The following is a 15,103-nucleotide window of genomic DNA, read 5'->3' on the forward strand; positions in this document are numbered from 1 at the left end:
TGGTCGATCAGGATGAGGCACAGGTCGCCCGGCTGCAGGCGCGCCAGTGCCGTGTCGATGGCATGGAACTCACCGCGCACTTCGCTCACCCGCTGGGTCTGAGAGGCTCCGACCAGGCCCTCGCGCAGCAAGGCCAGCACCTCGCCGTCGGCGCGGCCGCGCTGGCAGGCGTCCTGGTACAACAGCACCTCGTCGAAGACGCGGCCCAGGATCCGGGTCTGCTCGCGGATGTCCTCGTCGCGCCGGTCGCCGGCCCCGCTGATGACCGCCAGCCGTTGCCGCGCCGGCATCTGGCGCACCGCGTCGCTCAGCGCCTGGATGGCATCGGGGTTGTGGCCGTAGTCGGCGATCACGGTGGCCCCGCGGTAATCGAACAGGTTGAAACGGCCCGGCACCGCGTGTGCGTCGCTGACGAAGGTGAACAGGCCTTGTAGCACGGTGTTCCACGGCACATCGAGGGCCCACGCGGCGCCAATGGCGGCCATGGCGTTGTCCACCTGGAAACCGATGCTGCCGCCGCGGGTGATGGGCACCTGCGCCAGCGGGATGCGCACCTGCACCGCGCCTTCGGCGGCGACGATGTGCCCATCGGCCACGAACAGCACGCGCTGGCCCAGCGCCCGGTGGGTGGCGATGACCGGGTGGTTTTCGTCCGGCCCGAAGAAGGTGACGCGGCCCGGGCAATGCTCGGCCATGCGCACCACCTGCGGGTCGGCGGCGTTGAGCACTGCCATGCCCTGCGGTTCCACGTTGAGGACGATGACGCGCTTGAGCACGCTCAGGTCTTCCACGGTGGTGATGTAGTTCAGGCCCAGGTGGTCGCCACTGCCGATGTTGGTGACCACCGCCACGCGGCAGCGGTCGTAGGCCAGGCCTTCGCGCAGCAGGCCGCCGCGCGCGGTCTCGAACACGGCGGCGTCCACATCGGGGTGGGCCAGCACGTTGCGGGCGCTGCGCGGGCCGCTGCAGTCGCCGCTGTCGGTCTGGCGGCCATTGACGTAGACGCCGTCGGTGTTGGTCATGCCCACGCGCAGGCCGTGGCCGCGCAGCAGGTGGCTGGTCAGGCGCACGGTGGTGGTCTTGCCGTTGGTGCCGGTGACCGCGACGATGGGGATGCGCCCATCTTCGCCGGGCGGGAACATGTGCTGGATGACGGCTTCACCCACCGGCCGGCCTTTGCCAAAAGACGGGCTGACGTGCATGCGCAACCCCGGGGCGGCATTGACCTCGACCACACCGCCGTGCTGCTGCTCCAGCGGCTCGATGACGTTTTCGCACACCACGTCCACCCCACAAATGTCCAGGCCCACCATCTGGGCCGCGGCCACGGCCCGGGCGGCCACCTGGGGGTGGACTTCATCGGTCACGTCGGTGGCGGTGCCGCCGGTGGACAGGTTGGCGTTGTTGCGCAGCACCACCCGCACGCCCCGACCGGGCACGGACTCGGGCGTCAGCCCCTGTTCGCGCAGTCGGTCGAGCGCGATGTCGTCCAGCCGGATCTTGGTCAGCGGGGTGGCGTGGCCGTCGCCCCGGCGGGGGTCGGCGTTGACCGCCTCCACCAGTGCGCGCACGGTGTGCTCGCCATCGCCAATCACCAGTGGCGGATCGCGCCGCGCGGCGGCCACCAGCTGTTTGCCCACCACCAACAGGCGGTAGTCGATACCGGGCAGGTAGCGCTCCACCATCACGTCGTCGCGGCACTGGACGGCGTTGTGGTAGGCCGCTTCCACCTGCTCGCGGGTGCGGATGTTGACCGTCACCCCCTTGCCCTGGTTGCCGTCGCGGGGCTTGACCACCACCGGCCCACCCAGCGCCTGGGCCGCGGCCCAGGCATCGGCGGCGTCGCGCACCGGCCGGCCCAGCGGCACCGGCACCCCGGCGGCGTGCAGCAGCTTTTTCGTCAGTTCCTTGTCCTGGGCGATGCCTTCGGCAATGGCGCTGGTGGTGTCGCACTCGGCGGCCTGGATGCGGCGCTGACGGCTGCCCCAGCCGAATTGCACCAGGCTGCCGCCGGTCAGACGGCGGAAGGGAATGCCCCGGGCCACCGCGGCGTCCACGATAGCGCCCGTGGACGGGCCCAGGCGCACGTCTTCGTCCAGCTCTTTCAGGCGGGCGATGGCTGCCGGGGTGTCGAACGGGGCGTCGTCGGCGGCGGCCACGATCAGCGCCATGGCCAGTTCCATGGCCAGGCGGCCCACGTCTTCTTCGGTGTACTGCACCACGACCTGGAACACGCCCGGCTCGGGCGCGGGGGCGGTGCGGCTGAAGCTGACCGCACAGCCAGCCTGGGCCTGCAGGGCCAGCGTGCACAGCTCCAGGGCGTGGGCCACCGACACCAGGCCCTGGGCCGTGGGCTGGGGCAGGGTGCCGATCTCGGGAAAGCGCTGGCGCAGCCGCGCCTTGAAGCCGCTCAAGGCGTCCAGGTCGCACTCCGCCGGGGTGCAGCGGACGACGGCTTCGATGGCGGTCGCGCGCGACCACAGGTTGGGGCCCCGCAGGGCACGGATGCGAGAGACGTCCACGGGACGGTTCCTTTGCTCAGGTCAGGCGTGGGCGAAAAACGGCGCGGCGGTTTCCACGCCGGCGCGCACCAGGGGCGGGGGCAGGTCCAGGGCCAGCGCGGCCCCGACCGCGGCCAGCAGCGCGGACAGGGGCAGGTGGTGTTGCAGCAGGTCGGCCACGGCGGGATGGGTCAGGTCCAGCAGGGGGGTGGCGGTGTGGTTGCGCCACAGCACCACCTGGGCCTGTTGCACCAGCAGAAAACGGCGGCCGGCGTCGCAATGCGCCGCCTGCAGGTCGTGCCGGTCGGCCTGGCTGTAAAAGATCACGTCCCCGTCACACAGCTCGGCCAGGCCGGCGCAGACCGCGTCGTCGGCGTTGAGCACTGCGCAGCCTTGCGGCAGCACCACGTCCACCTGGGTGCGCAGCACGGTGCGCATTTGGTCGCGGTCCAGAATGTGGTGGTCCTGCAGGCCGCTGGGCAGCGGCACATCGGTCACCACGCCCACCTGGCAGCGGTCGTAGGACAGGCCATCGTCCAGGATGCTGCGGGGCGAGTTCTCCAGCACGGCCGCGTCCACGCAGCGGTTCATCAGGGTGCGCTGGCCGGCTTCCCAGTCCGAGGGCTGGCTGCAGTCGATGCGCTGCATCTGCACGTACAGGCCGTCGCTGCACGCCACCCCCGTGGCCAGACCGGCCCGGTGCATCACCGCGCCCAGCAGCAACGCCACCGGTGTGGTGCCCTGGGTGCCGGTGATGCCCACCACCGGGATGCGCCCGTTGTCGCGCGGGCCGAACAGGTGCTCCACGATGGCCTCGCCCACCGGGCGGGGCTGGCCCACCGCCGGCTTGAGGTGCATGAGCAGGCCCGGGCCGGCGTTGACCTCCACGATCGCGCCGCCCTGGGCCTCCAGCGGCTGGGCGATGTCGGTGGCCACCAGGTCGATGCCGGCGATGTCCAGTCCCACCACCCGGGCGGCCAGGGCCGCCATCTCGGCCACCTCGGGATGGACCTCGTCGGTGATGTCGTGCGTCATCACCCCGGTGCGCTGGACCAGCACGACCTGGCCCGCGGCGGGCACGCTGTCGGGGGTCAGCCCCTGGCGGCTCAACTCCAGCATCACCAGCGAGTTTTCAGGCAGGCGGATGGTGTCGAGCGGGTATTCCTCTTCCTCGCCGCGGCGCGGGTCGGTGTTGATCTGGGCCTCGATCAGGGCCATGACCGTGGAGCGGCCGTCGCCGGTGATGCAGGCCTGCTCGCCCCGGGCCGCGGCCACCACCCGGTTGCCCACCACCAGCAGGCGGTGCTCCTGGCCGGGAATGAAGCGTTCGACGATCACGTCCGAGCCTTCGGCGTCGGCGAGTGCGTAGGCGGCTTCCACCGCGGCCTGGGTGCTGAGGTCCAGTGACACGCCCCGGCCGTGGTTGGCATCGCTGGGCTTGACCACCACTGGCAGCCCGATGTCCTGGGCCACTTCCCAGGCCTCGGCCGGGCTGGTCACCACCTGGCCCTGGGGAATGGGCACGCCGCAGGCGGCCAGCAGGCGTTTGGTCAGGTCCTTGTCGCGCGAGATGCTTTCGGCAATCGCACTGGTCTTGTCGGTCTCTGCCGTCCAGATGCGGCGTTGCTTGCTGCCGTAGCCCAGCTGCACCAAGTTGCCGGTGGTCAGCCGGATCGCCGGGATCTGCCGCTGGCTGGCGGCGTCCACGATGCTGGCGGTGCTGGGGCCCAAGGCATGGCGGTCGATCAGGGCCTTGAGCCCGCGCACCGCGGCGGCCACGTCAAACGGGGTGTCTTCGATGGCGGCCATCACCAGGTCGCGCGCGTCCAGCAAGGCCTGGCAGCCCACCTCTTCCTGCCGGGTGCGGATCACCACCTTGTACACGCCCCGAACCTCGGTGGAGCGGGCCTTGCCAAAACCGGTCTGCATGCCGGCCAGGTTCTGCAACTCCAGCGCCACGTGCTCCATGATGTGCCCGGGCCAGGTGCCCTCGCGCAAGCGCAGCAGGAAGCCGCCGCGTTCGCCCACGCCGCAGTGGTGCTCCACCAGGCCGGGCAGCCATGCGGTCAAGCGCTCGTAAAAGCCGGGCAGGGTGTTGGAGGGGCAGTCCTCCAGGTCGCCGATGTCGATCAGCGCCTCCATGGCCGGGCGGTAGGTCCAGAGGTTGGGGCCGCGCAGGTAACTCAGCCTGAGCAGCTTGATGGTTTTGTGGTTCATGGGGGAGGGGGTTGCCCAAGCCTGCGGTGGCCCGCTGCGCAGAGCGGCAGGGGGCGGTGTGAGGCGATGGCGATGTCGGTTCTGCGAGCGGGGGCAGCCTTACAATCCTGTGTCGAATCGACTGGACACCTCACCCGGGGACGGCCAGACCGGGCGGTCTGGCGGCTGTCACAGCCGTGTCGCAAGCATCCATCGGATCGAGATTGTGGCGCCAGTTCCCAGTCTTGCGTGTCCCCGTCACCAAAAATATTTGCAACATGCCGTTACCCCTTGTGTCCGCGGGCCTGCCCGCCGGCTTTCCTTCGGCGTGGCGGGCACGGGCCGAAGCCGTGCATGACTGGCCAGCCGCCGGGGCGTCGGGCCCGGTCTGGCTGGAATTGGATCTGGACGCCGGTCTGCGCTTCTGCCCCAGCCTGCTGGTGCTGAGTGGGGCGGGGCTCTGGTGGCTGTCGGCCGAGGCGGACGGTGCGGCGGTGCAGCACTGGCCGCTGGACCCCGCGCTGCAGCTGTTGCACAGCGACCACAACGGGGTGGGCACCCTGGAACTGGTGCGCGCCGGCGAGCGCCTGGCGGTGTGGCGCTACACCCTGGGCCGCCACCTGCCAGCCACCCGGCTGGTGGAACAGTTCATGGCCCTGCGCCAGGAGCACGCCGAGGGCCAGCCCTTGCCACTGGCCCGGCTGGAACTGTGCCCGCGCTGCCAGTCCCCGCTGGACCCGGAAGCCAACGAATGCGGCGTCTGTGCCCAGGTGGTGCACACCCCGCCGTCCACCTGGACGCTGCTGCGCCTGTGGCGCTTTGCCCACCCCTACCGCTGGCAGCTGCTGGCGGGCTTTCTGCTCACGCTGGCGTCCACCGCCGCCACGCTGGTGCCGCCCTACCTCACCATTCCGCTGATGGACGAGGTGCTCATTCCCTACCAGAGCGGCCAGGAGATCGACACCGGCCTGGTGGCGCTGCTGCTGGGCGGGCTGTTCGGCTCCGCGCTGCTGGCCTGGGGCCTGGGCTGGGCCAAGACCTACATCCTGGCGCTGGTGTCCGAACGCATCGGGGCCGACCTGCGCACCACCACCTACGAGCACCTGCTCAACCTGTCGCTGGAATACTTCGGCGGGCGCCGCACCGGCGACCTGATGGCCCGCATCGGCTCCGAAACCGACCGCATCAACGTTTTCCTGTCGCTGCACCTGCTGGACTTCGCCACCGACGTCATCATGATCCTGATGACGGCGACCATCCTGTTCTCGATCAACCCCGCGCTGGCGCTGGCCACGCTGGTGCCGCTGCCCTTCATCGCCTGGCTGATCCACGTGGTGCGCGACCGGCTGCGCACCGGCTTCGAAAAAATCGACCGGGTCTGGTCCGAGGTCACCAGCGTGCTGGCCGACACCATCCCCGGCATCCGCGTGGTCAAGGCCTTTGCCCAGGAGACCCGCGAGGCGCAGCGCTTCCGCGACGCCAACCGCCACAACCTGGAGGTCAACGACCGCCTGAACCGGCTGTGGTCGCTGTTTTCGCCCACGGTGTCGCTGATGACCGAAATCGGTCTGCTGGTGGTCTGGGGTTTTGGCATCTGGCTGGTGGCCGAGGGCGACATCACCGTCGGTGTGCTGACCGCTTTCCTGGCCTACATCGGGCGCTTCTACATGCGGCTGGATTCGATGAGCCGCATCGTGTCGGTCACGCAAAAGGCCGCCTCGGGCGCCAAGCGCATTTTCGACATCCTCGACCACGTCTCCAGCGTGCCCGAGCCCCTCCAGCCGCAGCCGCTGCCGCGGGTGGAGGGCCGGCTGGAGTTGCGCGAGGTGGGCTTCCGCTACGGCAACCGGGCCGTCATCCAGGGCCTGAACCTGACCGTGCGCCCCGGCGAAATGGTGGGGCTGGTGGGCCACAGCGGTTCGGGCAAAAGCACGTTGGTCAACCTGATTTGCCGTTTTTACGACGTGGCCGACGGCGCCATCCTGGTGGACGGGGTGGACCTGCGTTCGGTCCGGGTGGCGGACTACCGCCGCCACATCGGCCTGGTGTTGCAGGAGCCGTTCCTGTTCTTCGGCACCATCGCCGAAAACATCGCCTACGGCCGGCCCGAGGCCAGCCGCGAAGAGATCGTGGCCGCGGCCCGCGCGGCCCACGCGCACGAGTTCATCCTGAGGCTGCCGCAGGGCTACGACTCGCTGGTGGGCGAGCGCGGCCAGGGCCTCTCGGGTGGCGAACGCCAGCGCATCTCCATCGCCCGGGCGCTGCTGATCGACCCGCGTATCCTGATCCTCGACGAGGCCACCTCCAGCGTGGACACCGAGACCGAGAAGGAAATCCAGAAGGCTTTGGACAACCTGGTGCGCGGCCGCACCACCATTGCCATCGCCCACCGGCTGTCCACCCTGCGCAAGGCCGACCGGCTGGTGGTGATGGACAAGGGCCGCAAGGTGGAGGAGGGCAGCCACGAGGAACTGATGGCCCGCGAGGGTGCCTACTGGCGCCTGTACCAGGCGCAGCAGCGCCAAGCCGAGGCCGACCGCGACCGGATCGGAGACTGAAATGCAGCTGCAACGCAACGCCCTGGGTCGGCTGGTGCTGACGACCGACGACGGCCAGGTTCACGAACCGGTGGTGCCGGTGCGGGCCTTTCCCATCCAGGCCCCGCAGGGCCAGATCGCACTGGTGGGCGCTGACGGGCACGAAGCGGCCTGGGTGGAACGCCTGGACGACCTGGCCGAGGCCGACCGGGCCTTGCTGTTGGAGGAGCTGGGCCTGCGCGAATTTGCCCCGGTGATCCAGCGCCTGGTGTCGGTGAGCGCGTTTGCCACGCCCACCACCTGGACGGTGGAAACCGACCGTGGCGCCACCCGCTTTGTGCTCAAGGGCGAAGAGGACATCCGACGGCTCAGCCGCGACGTGCTGCTGGTGCTGGACAGCCACGGGGTGCCGTTCCTGATCCGTCAACCGCAGCGGCTGGACAAGCACAGCCGCAAGCTGCTCGACCGTTTTTTGTGATCCGCTGCGGCCCGGGCAACGCCCCGCCGGGCCCGGGGCTTACTTGAGGCTGCCCGAGAGGAACTGCGCCAGGCGTTCGCTCTTGGGCTGTGCCAGCACCTGGCGCGGCGGCCCTTCCTCTTCGATGCGGCCTTGATGCAGAAAGATCAGGTGGTTCGACACCTCGCGGGCAAACCCCATTTCGTGGGTGACCACCACCATGGTCCGGTGTTCCTCGGCCAGCTGCTGCATCACACGCAGCACCTCGGTCACCAGTTCCGGGTCCAGCGCGCTGGTGGGTTCGTCGAACAGCATCACCTCGGGCTCCACCGCCAGGGCGCGGGCGATGGCCACCCGCTGCTGCTGGCCGCCGCTCATGTGGGCCGGGTAGCGGTCCTCCACGCCTTTGAGGCCCACCCGCTCCAGGTACTGGCGGGCGGTGGCCACGGCCTGCTCCTTGGGCACTTTCAACACGTGCACCGGCGCCTCGATGATGTTTTCCAGCACCGTCATGTGGGCCCAGAGGTTGAAGTTCTGGAACACCATCGCCAGCTTGGTGCGCAGGCGCTGCAGCTGTTGCGGTTGCACCGGCTCCAGCTCGCCATTCTGGCGCCCGGGGCGCAGTTGCAGTTCCTCGCCCGCCACCACGATGCGGCCCTGGTGCGGCTTTTCCAGCAGGTTGATGCAGCGCAGGAAGGTGCTTTTGCCCGAGCCGGAACTGCCGATGATGCTGATCACATCGCCGGCGCGTGCGCGCAGGGACACGCCTTTGAGCACCTCGTGCGGGCCGTAGCGCTTGTGCAGGTCGTCGACCTGCAGTTTGTAGTCGGGTGGGGTCATGGGCGGATCAGTGGCGGCGCGGCGCCAGGTAGGCCAGGTAGCGCTTTTCCAGCAGCTTGAAAGTGCCCACCAGCGTGAAGGTGATGCACAGGTAGATGGCCGCGGCGAACAGGTAAGCCTCGAACGGGAGGTAGAAGTCGGAGTAAATGCGGCTGGCGGCGGCGGTGAGGTCGAGCATCGCCGGCACCGTGCTGGCCAGGCTGGTGCTGTGCAGCATCATCACCACCTCATTGCTGTAGGCGGGCAGGGTGCGGCGCAGGGCGCTGGGCAGCACGATGCGGCGCAGCCGCTGCCAGCGGCCCATGCCCATGGCTTGGGCGGCTTCCACCTCGCCGGGGGCGGTTTCTCGGATGGCGCCGGCCAGCATTTCGGCGGTGTAGCCCGCGTTGTTCATTGCAAAGGCCAGCAGGGCGCAGAAAAACGCGTCCTTGAACAGCGTCCAGGGCCAGAGGTCGTCCCAGCGCGCCTGCACCCATTCCAGCTGGGCCAGCCCGTAATAAATCAGATACACCTGGATCAACAGCGGTGTGCCGCGGATGCAGTAGGTGTAAGCGCCGGCCAGCCAGCGCAGCACCGCCACCTGTCCGGTCAGGGCCAGGGCCAGCCCCAGGGCCAGCACCGCCCCCAGCAACAGGGACGACAGCAACAGCGTCAGCGTGGTGACCAGGCCCTCGCCGTAGAGCGCGAGCGTGGCAGGATCGGCAAAAATCTCCCAGTTCACAGCTGCACCCGCTTGGTGCCCAGGCTGTAGCGGGCGTTCACCTTGCGCAGCAACCACAGCGACACGCTGGTGTAAGCCAGGAACAGCGCGGCCGCGAACAGCAGGTAGACAAAGGGCTCGCGCGTGGCGGCGCTGGCCTGCTTGGCGCGGTAGGTCATTTCGTGCAGGCCGATGAGGCTGACCAGCGCGGTGGTCTTGATCAGCACCAGCCAGTTGTTGGTGAAGCCGGGCAAGGCGTAACGCACCATTTGCGGCAGGGTGATGCGACAGAAGGTGCGCACCGGGCCCATGCCAAAGGCGCGCGCGGCCTCCATCTGCCCTTTGGGAATGGACAGGATCGCGCCGCGAAAAGTCTCGGCCATGTAGGCACCGTAAATGAAGCCGATGGTCAACGCACCGGCGGTGAAGGGGTTGATGTCCACGTTGCCGTCCAGCCCCAAGCTTTCCAGCAGGTGGATCAGGCCGATGGTGCCGCCGTAGAACACGAGCAGCATCAGGACGAGCTCGGGCACACCCCGCACCAGCGTGGTGTAAACCGTGGCGCCGCCGACCAGCAGCGGCCGGCCGGACAGCTTGGCCGCCGCCCCGAGCAGACCCAGGGCCACGGCCACGACGAGCGACGCGAGCGACACCCCGACGGTGAGCGCCGCGCCCTCAAGGATGGAGAGGTAGTAGCCGCTCAATCACTTACCGTACACGTCGAAGTCGAAGTACTTCTTGGCGATCTTGTCGTAGGTGCCGTTGGCGCGGATGGCCTTGATGGCCCCGTTCAACTGGCCCTTGAGCTCGTTCTGGCCCTTGCGCAACGCAATGCCGATGCCGTCGCCGTAGTACTTTTTGTCGTTCAGGTCGGGGCCGACGAAGCCGTAACCCTTGCCTTCGTCCTTGCGCAGGAAGCCACCGTTGACTTCCACCTTGTCGGCCACGGTGCCGTCCAGGCGGCCGGCGCGGATGTCGAGGTAGACCTGGTCCTGGGCCTCGTAGGGCACCACGGTCACGCCGGCCGGGCGCAGTTCACCCATGGCGTATTTCTCCTGGGTGCTGCCTTTGAGCACGCCGATCTTCTTGCCCTTGAGCGAAGCCGGGCCGGTGTAGGGCGTGCCGGTCTTAACCACGATCCCGCTGGGGGTGGCGTAGTACTTGTCGGTGAAGTCCACCACGCGCTTGCGCTCTTCGGTGATGGACATGGAACTGACGATCACGTCGTACTTGCGCGCCTGCAAGCCGGGGATCATGCTGTCCCAGACCTGTTCGACGTACACGCACTTGCGCTTGATCTGGGCGCACAGGGCCTCGGCAATGTCCACGTCGAAGCCGGTCGGCTTGCCGTCGGCCGTTTTGTAGGTGAAGGGCTCGTAAGTGGGGTCGATGGCCACTTTGAGCTCGGCTTGGGCCCACGTCAGTGTGCTGACGGCGCCCAACACCACCAAGGAAAGCAATTTCTTCATGGGAACGTTCCTCACGGAGTTGTTGTGTGGGCGATTGTAGGTCCAGTCATTCGGCCGATGGCGCCCGGTTGAGGGTAGTCCCGGGTTGGCAGACGAAATTGGCACCGGCCTTTAACGGCCGAGGTTTCTGGCTTATCAGTTTCCCACGTTCATCGACCAACAGCGAAGATACTTGCGCGTTTGATTTAACATAATGCACAGTCAGCCCCCAGCCTGGACCAGTAGGAGGGGGCCTTAGCTTCCCCCAGCGCAGCGTCCCAAAGTTCTGCCGATTCCGGGTGTAAGTCCTTTTCAACAAAGGCCAAAGTGATCAGCACAGGCAGTCCTGCCACCTTTGCAAGGTAGGCAATTTCGGCTGCATCGGGCCTGCGCTTTCCAGACTTCCACTCGCTCAATCTGGCCGGTGCCTTTCGCATCTCACGCGCCAGTTCCAACGCACTTCCTTTTTTCTCAGCTGCTCGTTCAACGAGTTCCGCGACTTTCATTTCGCCCACTCCTTTACACAAAAGGGTAAATCCTGGATACATTACGCAACACGGTTTACGCAAATGCGTTCACCTCTTGGCGTTGCCGCAAATCCGAACTGTACACCCCATGACCTCTCAGCATCAAGCAAGCACCAGCAGCGCCCCGGCGCCAAGCGTAGCGTCGCGCCGGGGCGCTGCTGGGGCGTCTGTTCCCCCCCTGAGTAACACGGGGATAAACGAAAGTTTGCGAGCAGCGCATGGCCTCGCACGATGCATCTTCCCCGTGGGCTTCATGGGCCGTTTTGGTTTCGCACCGAAAACGAACCACAAACCCCAAGGCGATTGGGTGCGGTTTGACTCCTCCTGCGGTTTCTCGGTCCTGTGCATTGCCCCCGGCGAGGAGCGTCGCGCATGACCACCCGCCTGTCTCCCGCCGAACAGCTGCTCTTCGACGGCAAACGCGTCCTGGTCAAGACCATTGAACGCGCAGCCAATGCCGACAGCGGCGTGATCGTGGATTACCTGCGCTTCACGATCAAGCGCGAGAACCTGAAGGACCTGGAAGATGCGCACCTCCCCGACAACGATGCCGCATTTGTGCGACTGCTTGCCCAGCGACTGGCCCAGCTTACGGGCTTTTCTTTCGGGGAAGTCCGCCAAAAGGGACGCGACTACTACGACCACACCTGTACCGTCTGGAACGCCAATGGCCACGAAGTCGCCAGCGTCAGCGGGGGAGGGGAGCACCAGCGCGGCACCTTCTGCTTCACGATCAAGGGCGAGGGCTGTACTTACGCTGCCAAAGGCTGGGAACGGGCGGTCTACGACTTCGCGCAAAGCCTGGACGCAAAGATCACTCGAATTGACCTCGCCCGAGACTACTTCCAGGGCGAGAAAGGCGGCGTCGAAGCCGTCCGCGCTGGCTACTTGAACGGCGAGTTCGACTACCGTAACCGCCGCCCCAGCCAGGAAAACGCGGGCTGCTGGGACAACGGCCACAGCCGCACCTACTACGTGGGCAAGCGCGAAAGCGGGAAGATGTTCCGCGCCTACGAGAAGGGCCACCAGTTCGGCGACATGGAAAGCAAATGGTGGCGGGCCGAGGTCGAGTACCGCAGCCACCAGCGCGTCATTCCGCTGGAATCCATCATCCGCCCGGCCAACTACTTCGCCGGTGCCTACGAGTACACCGCGCAGCTGCTGGAGGTCGTTTTCCCGTCCACCGTGCCCACTGGCCATGTGGTGGCCGAAGCCAGCGCCCAACGCGCCGTCCGCTGGCTTGAACGCGTCGTGGCCCCGTCCATCGTGCACCTGAGCCTCAACAGCGGCTTTGACTGGCTCACCCGGCTGTGCATCGAGCACGCAGACCGCCCCATGCCCAAGGCACTGCGCGGCCTGAACGCCACCAGCATCAAACACGGCCTCGACCAGGCCTGCAAACGCTTCCTTCTCAGCACCGAGGAACCGGCCCTCTGTGCGCCCTTCAGTCAGCCGGCATTGGAAACAGCGTCATGAAATTCGCCTCCCGCGTCACCATCACTGGCATCAAGTCCAGCAAAGGCACCTTGGAAAACGGCAACGCCTACGACAGCACCAAGGTCTATGTCCAAACCGATCTGGACGACTCCAAGGGCACGGGCAAAGGCTCGGCCACCGTTGAATACAACTGGGGCACCTCGGACAACTACGGCACGGTCAAACACCTGCCGTTCCCCATCGTCGCCGATGTGGAAATGGAGATCGTCACCAACGGCCGCACCCAGCGCACCCAGCTGGTGAGTCTCAAGCCTGCAGCCCAGGCCAAGGCGGGTTCGTGATGATCGAACTGGCCGACGAGCATGAGCCGTCCGGCTTGATTGCCGGCCTGCTCGGTGCCGTTGCCGATGAGCTTGCAGACAGCCGACGGGGCCTGCTCGCTGATGGCAACGAGTGCATCGAGATTCGACGCCACACCGACGCCGACACCACCCTGGTGCTGCGCCTCACCATCGCGTTCGAGTAAGCCATGCGCGGACTCCTTCGACGCCTCGACATGTTCAACGTCATGCACCGCGACCACAAGCGCGACTGCAGGCGGCGTGGCGTCCGCGCCTACCACGGCTCCGTCCTGTACCTGGTGCAGACCTTCGTCCTGTTCATGTTCAAGCGATGACCTTCTGCGCCCGCTACATCGCCCCAGGCGAGCAGATCGGCACGGCAGGGGCCACCCCGGTCTATGCCGAAGCCTACCTGCTGCAGCCGGCAGGCCCGCCGCCTTGTGCCCCCGGCCATTTCGAGGTGGCCACCGGTACCAGCCCCTTCGCTCTGACCATCGAAGAGGCCCAGCAGATCGGCGGCGCGCTCCTGATGCTGATGGCCGTGGCCTTCGTCCTCCGAATGATCCGCAAGCTGATCGAACAGCGCAGCGACCAGGCGGGCGACGACTGAGGTTGCAGCTGATAGCCGTGGCCAACGGCTACCAGGTGCAATTTCGCACTATTTGAAAGGAGTCCCAAATGGACGTCGCAGCAGTTGTTTCCGAAATCCAAGGCGCCCTGACCCCCGTGGGCGCGATCGGTGTGGCCATCCTCGGTCTGGCCGTGGGCATCAAGCTCATCGGCTGGATCAAGTCGGCGCTCAGCAAGTAAGCGCACCAGGTGCAGCAATCAAGGGCCGCCCGCACCTGGTCGGCCCTTTTTCAATTCAGGGGGTGAATCATGGGGTTGTGGTTGCTGATTGGTCTGCTCCTGGCGGGCTGGATTCTTTTTAGCGGGTGACTAAATGCACCATATCCAAAAAATATACATTGCATTTCTTTTGATCTGCTTTGCACATATTTCGCATGCTCAAGGTACACAATTTTCTTACAAGGCCTCATCTACTACAACTCAAGTTGCGGGAAGAGATGGATTCGGGAAGGCGTTGTTGCACAAAGGCCCGGGCGAACGCAGTAACCCCAACCCCAGACGGACTTAGGCCACGGCCACCGTCACCGGGCGTCCGAGTTGGCTGAACCGGTTGAGCAGGGCCACACGGATGTGCAACTCCGTCACCTGACGCTCAAACGTCCTGGCCATCACCCGCTCGCCCAGCCGCTTGAAGCAGTTCATCTTCGTCTCCACCAGGCTGCGCCGGTGGTAACCAATCCACTTCTTCCAGATTCGTCGTCCCAGCCGTTGGCACGCTCGCAAGGCTTCGTTGCGTGAAGCGGCCCCCGTCTGGTTGTTCTTCCACGCCCGGGCGTTCTTGCGTGGGGGAATGATGGCCTGGGCGTTGCGTCTGGCTATCGCCGCATGACACGCCTTGGTGTCGTAGGCTCCGTCACCGCCCACGCTGGCAATCGGCTCATCTGCGGGTATCTGGCTGAGCAGTTCAGGCAGCATGGGTGCGTCACCCGTGCCGTTGTCGGTGACTTCGATGGCCCGGATATCCAGTGTGTGGGCATCAATGGCCAGGTGCACCTTGCGCCACTGGCGCCGATAGTCCGCCCCATGCTTCTTGCGCTTCCATTCACCTTCACCCAGGAACTTGATGCCGGTGCTGTCGACCAACAGGTCCAACGCGGTGGTGCTCGGTCGGTAGGGCAGCTTGACGCTCAGGTGCTTCTGACGTCGGCACACGGTGCTGAAGTCCGGCACCTTCCAGTCCAGACCGGCCAGTCGCAGCAGGCTTTCAACCATTCCCAGGCTCTGGCGCAGGGGCAAGCTGAAGAGGCTCTTGATGCTCAGGCAGAACTGGATGGCGGCATCGGAGAAGATGGGTTGGCGACCCCGCTTGCCGGTGGCTGGGGCGTACCACTGCATGCCTTTGTCCAACCAGACCGTCAGTGACCCGCGTGCCTTGAGTGAGGCGTTGTAGCTGGCCCAGTTCGTCGTCTTGTACTTGCCCCTGGGGCGCTTGCTCTCACTCATGCTGCGAGCCTAGCAGCTGATTGGGGTGGATTTGTGCAACAGAGCC

Annotated in this window: 16 protein-coding genes; 8 read left to right on the forward strand and 8 right to left on the reverse strand. The window is 66.5% G+C overall.

Annotated elements, in window-relative coordinates; all coding sequences use genetic code 11:
- Positions 1–2,522, reverse strand: a 2,522-nt coding sequence (gene cphA / locus HA630_RS21195; RefSeq protein WP_166837546.1) for a cyanophycin synthetase, incomplete at its 3' end; no start/stop codon positions are given.
- A gap of 21 nt (positions 2,523–2,543) precedes the next feature.
- Positions 2,544–4,718 carry a cyanophycin synthetase gene (gene cphA, locus HA630_RS21200; protein ID WP_166837548.1) on the reverse strand — a complete coding sequence of 725 codons (2,175 nt, stop codon included), beginning with the start codon at positions 4,716–4,718 and terminating at the stop codon, positions 2,544–2,546.
- A gap of 257 nt (positions 4,719–4,975) precedes the next feature.
- Between cphA (HA630_RS21200) and HA630_RS21205 the strand changes: the two genes are divergently transcribed.
- Together HA630_RS21205 and HA630_RS21210 are read left to right on the forward strand one after the other, a co-directional pair.
- Positions 4,976–7,255 (forward strand): ABC transporter transmembrane domain-containing protein, encoded by a 2,280-nt coding sequence (locus tag HA630_RS21205; RefSeq protein ID WP_166837549.1) that lies wholly within the window; start codon positions 4,976–4,978, stop codon positions 7,253–7,255.
- 1 nt (position 7,256) lies between these two features.
- Positions 7,257–7,712 (forward strand): DUF1854 domain-containing protein, encoded by a 456-nt coding sequence (locus HA630_RS21210; protein ID WP_166837551.1) that lies wholly within the window; start codon positions 7,257–7,259, stop codon positions 7,710–7,712.
- A gap of 39 nt (positions 7,713–7,751) precedes the next feature.
- Here the strand turns inward: HA630_RS21210 and HA630_RS21215 are convergent, their stop codons facing one another.
- The 5 genes from HA630_RS21215 to HA630_RS21235 all read right to left on the reverse strand — a co-directional run bounded on the left by HA630_RS21215 (position 7,752) and on the right by HA630_RS21235 (position 11,185).
- Positions 7,752–8,531, reverse strand: a complete 780-nt coding sequence (locus HA630_RS21215) for an ABC transporter ATP-binding protein (RefSeq protein WP_166837552.1) — start codon at positions 8,529–8,531, stop codon at positions 7,752–7,754.
- A 7-nt stretch (positions 8,532–8,538) separates the two neighbouring features.
- Positions 8,539–9,252: an ABC transporter permease subunit gene (locus tag HA630_RS21220; RefSeq protein WP_166837554.1), complete on the reverse strand. Its 714-nt coding sequence runs from the start codon at positions 9,250–9,252 to the stop codon at positions 8,539–8,541.
- The gene (locus tag HA630_RS21225) at positions 9,249–9,935 is read right to left on the reverse strand and encodes an ABC transporter permease (RefSeq protein WP_166837555.1); all 687 of its coding nucleotides are present in this window, start codon (positions 9,933–9,935) and stop codon (positions 9,249–9,251) included. The genes HA630_RS21220 and HA630_RS21225 overlap by 4 nt, the downstream gene beginning before the upstream one ends.
- Complete coding sequence (locus HA630_RS21230) at positions 9,936–10,700, reverse strand: ABC transporter substrate-binding protein (RefSeq protein ID WP_166837557.1); 765 nt, start codon at positions 10,698–10,700, stop codon at positions 9,936–9,938.
- Between the two features lie 185 nt (positions 10,701–10,885).
- A complete protein-coding gene (locus tag HA630_RS21235; protein WP_166837558.1) occupies positions 10,886–11,185 on the reverse strand; it encodes a helix-turn-helix transcriptional regulator in 300 nt (99 codons plus the stop codon).
- A gap of 393 nt (positions 11,186–11,578) precedes the next feature.
- Between HA630_RS21235 and HA630_RS21240 the strand changes: the two genes are divergently transcribed.
- The 6 genes from HA630_RS21240 to HA630_RS21265 all read left to right on the forward strand — a co-directional run bounded on the left by HA630_RS21240 (position 11,579) and on the right by HA630_RS21265 (position 13,794).
- Positions 11,579–12,682: a replication initiation factor domain-containing protein gene (locus tag HA630_RS21240; RefSeq protein ID WP_166837560.1), complete on the forward strand. Its 1,104-nt coding sequence runs from the start codon at positions 11,579–11,581 to the stop codon at positions 12,680–12,682.
- Positions 12,679–12,984: a hypothetical protein gene (locus tag HA630_RS21245; RefSeq protein WP_166837562.1), complete on the forward strand. Its 306-nt coding sequence runs from the start codon at positions 12,679–12,681 to the stop codon at positions 12,982–12,984. The genes HA630_RS21240 and HA630_RS21245 overlap by 4 nt, the downstream gene beginning before the upstream one ends.
- Positions 12,984–13,169 carry a hypothetical protein gene (locus HA630_RS21250; protein WP_166837564.1) on the forward strand — a complete coding sequence of 62 codons (186 nt, stop codon included), beginning with the start codon at positions 12,984–12,986 and terminating at the stop codon, positions 13,167–13,169. The genes HA630_RS21245 and HA630_RS21250 overlap by 1 nt, the downstream gene beginning before the upstream one ends.
- A 3-nt stretch (positions 13,170–13,172) precedes the next feature.
- Positions 13,173–13,319: a hypothetical protein gene (locus HA630_RS21255; protein WP_166837566.1), complete on the forward strand. Its 147-nt coding sequence runs from the start codon at positions 13,173–13,175 to the stop codon at positions 13,317–13,319.
- Positions 13,316–13,594 (forward strand): hypothetical protein, encoded by a 279-nt coding sequence (locus HA630_RS21260; protein WP_166837568.1) that lies wholly within the window; start codon positions 13,316–13,318, stop codon positions 13,592–13,594. Before HA630_RS21255 ends, HA630_RS21260 begins: the two co-directional genes overlap by 4 nt.
- A 68-nt stretch (positions 13,595–13,662) precedes the next feature.
- Positions 13,663–13,794 (forward strand): major capsid protein, encoded by a 132-nt coding sequence (locus HA630_RS21265; protein ID WP_166837570.1) that lies wholly within the window; start codon positions 13,663–13,665, stop codon positions 13,792–13,794.
- A gap of 324 nt (positions 13,795–14,118) precedes the next feature.
- Here the strand turns inward: HA630_RS21265 and HA630_RS21270 are convergent, their stop codons facing one another.
- The gene (locus HA630_RS21270) at positions 14,119–15,057 is read right to left on the reverse strand and encodes an IS5 family transposase (protein ID WP_166833507.1); all 939 of its coding nucleotides are present in this window, start codon (positions 15,055–15,057) and stop codon (positions 14,119–14,121) included.
- Positions 15,058–15,103: the final 46 nt, after the last annotated feature.

The sequence above is a fragment of the Aquabacterium sp. A08 genome, assembly GCF_011742065.1.

Bases quoted from the DNA above. Each gene is read 5' to 3' on its own strand.
- HA630_RS21230 (WP_166837557.1), bottom strand. From the start codon at position 10,700: ATGAAGAAATTGCTTTCCTTGGTGGTGTTGGGCGCCGTCAGCACACTG.
- HA630_RS21260 (WP_166837568.1), top strand. From the start codon at position 13,316: ATGACCTTCTGCGCCCGCTACATCGCCCCAGGCGAGCAGATCGGCACG.
- HA630_RS21250 (WP_166837564.1), top strand. From the start codon at position 12,984: ATGATCGAACTGGCCGACGAGCATGAGCCGTCCGGCTTGATTGCCGGC.
- HA630_RS21210 (WP_166837551.1), top strand. From the start codon at position 7,257: ATGCAGCTGCAACGCAACGCCCTGGGTCGGCTGGTGCTGACGACCGAC.
- HA630_RS21215 (WP_166837552.1), bottom strand. From the start codon at position 8,531: ATGACCCCACCCGACTACAAACTGCAGGTCGACGACCTGCACAAGCGC.
- HA630_RS21265 (WP_166837570.1), top strand. From the start codon at position 13,663: ATGGACGTCGCAGCAGTTGTTTCCGAAATCCAAGGCGCCCTGACCCCC.
- cphA (WP_166837548.1), bottom strand. From the start codon at position 4,718: ATGAACCACAAAACCATCAAGCTGCTCAGGCTGAGTTACCTGCGCGGC.
- HA630_RS21240 (WP_166837560.1), top strand. From the start codon at position 11,579: ATGACCACCCGCCTGTCTCCCGCCGAACAGCTGCTCTTCGACGGCAAA.
- HA630_RS21205 (WP_166837549.1), top strand. From the start codon at position 4,976: ATGCCGTTACCCCTTGTGTCCGCGGGCCTGCCCGCCGGCTTTCCTTCG.
- HA630_RS21270 (WP_166833507.1), bottom strand. From the start codon at position 15,057: ATGAGTGAGAGCAAGCGCCCCAGGGGCAAGTACAAGACGACGAACTGG.
- HA630_RS21235 (WP_166837558.1), bottom strand. From the start codon at position 11,185: ATGAAAGTCGCGGAACTCGTTGAACGAGCAGCTGAGAAAAAAGGAAGT.
- HA630_RS21255 (WP_166837566.1), top strand. From the start codon at position 13,173: ATGCGCGGACTCCTTCGACGCCTCGACATGTTCAACGTCATGCACCGC.
- HA630_RS21245 (WP_166837562.1), top strand. From the start codon at position 12,679: ATGAAATTCGCCTCCCGCGTCACCATCACTGGCATCAAGTCCAGCAAA.